General features: G+C 61.5%; 2 protein-coding genes. Both read right to left on the minus strand.

What is annotated here, in order from left to right:
• On the minus strand, nucleotides 1–794 hold a 794-nt coding region (locus IF803_RS42445), incomplete at its 3' end, for a recombinase family protein (protein ID WP_461196156.1).
• 140 nt (nucleotides 795–934) lie between these two features.
• A complete protein-coding gene (locus tag IF803_RS42450; RefSeq protein WP_304498885.1) occupies nucleotides 935–1210 on the minus strand; it encodes a ribbon-helix-helix protein, CopG family in 276 nt (91 codons plus the stop codon).
• Nucleotides 1211–1373: the final 163 nt, after the last annotated feature.

A 1373-nucleotide genomic window follows, 5' to 3' on the forward strand; every position in this document is an offset into this window, starting at 1 on the left:
TTGCGAGGCGCGACGCCGCCGCGCAATCGCAACGGCCGCGTCACACGCATGCGCGGCGCGATCCGCGTTTTGCCAAAGCAGGCCGTTCCTTTATACGCGGGATTGCGCAACATTGCCCAGACGGTCGAGCGCTCCCAGCGGCCTGTTTCTTTGGCTGTCGGAATCTGGCGCTCATTGAGCAAGCGCGTGATGGCGCCGATGCTGTGGTTTTTTGCGGTGTAAAGCTCGTAGACCCAGCGCACGACACCGGCCTGTCGCTCGTCGATCTCATAATAGGCGGCAGAGTGATCGGTCTTGCGCTTATAGCGATAGCCAAACGGAGCGCCAGAAAGCACGCTCACTTGGCCTTGAAGGGCGCGATGGCGCTTCCCTCGCCGCGACCGCTCCAGGATTTGCGCGCGTTCATACTCGGCGATCATGCCCTGAAACTGCAGCAGGAGTTCGTCTTCCGGCGTCGCCGCCCGTCTCGAGCGAATGAACAGGACCTCGACGCCGGCGCGCGCGAACTCTTCGATAAGAAGGATTTGATGCGCATAGCGCCGGCTCAGCCGATCGGGAGCGTAGACGAGCACGGCTTGGATCCGCCCTTCTGCGGCGAGATCGCGCAGTCGTTCAAGCCCAGGGCGCAACAAGCTTGCGCCGCTATAGCCGTCGTCTTCGATCACCCATTCCGCCGGCACGTCGCAGTCCTGCTCGCGCGCGAAAGCGATCAGCGCGCTCGTCTGACTGGCGATCGTGTTCTCCTCCTTCTGTCTGTCCGACGACACTCTGGCGTAAATCGCGGCGGTTTTCATCTTCGCCTCCCGTCACATCGGCGCCGGCGCGCGCGAAGCGCACCTGATCTGGAACGAGAATTTCGTAGACCTGTTCAAGTTTGACGGCGACGAGGCGATCGAACGCAAATTCGAGTCGAACGTCGCGCTTTTTTCGCCGCTCAGCCATCTTCGCGGACAGACGCGAGATAAGCGGCCACCGCTCGGCGCATCACCTCGCTCACCGAAAGCCTGGAAGCCGCCGCATGCGCCTGGAGTTTTTGGGCGAGATCGGCCGGCATCTTCAGGGAGAGCGTCACAGACGGCTGCGGCGCGGAAAGGAGCGGCTCCTTCCTTTTGGCCACTTCGAGATAGCGATAGGCTTGCCGCAGCGACAAGCCGCTTTCGCGCGACAGCGCCAAGGCCGCCTCCGCCATGCCGATCTTCTTCGCGAGCAAGCGTCGCGCCGCCCTCAGCCGTTCGGCTTTCTGCGCTTGCGTCGATCGAATCATATGACATAATGGTATTACCTTTTGCGTCTCAAATCAACAACGGCTCCATCGCGCCAGCCGGTGATGACGCGTTCAAAGCGGAAGTTATCTTTTGCGTTCAGGGAGCCAT

This window comes from Bradyrhizobium sp. UFLA06-06 (assembly GCF_054820065.1).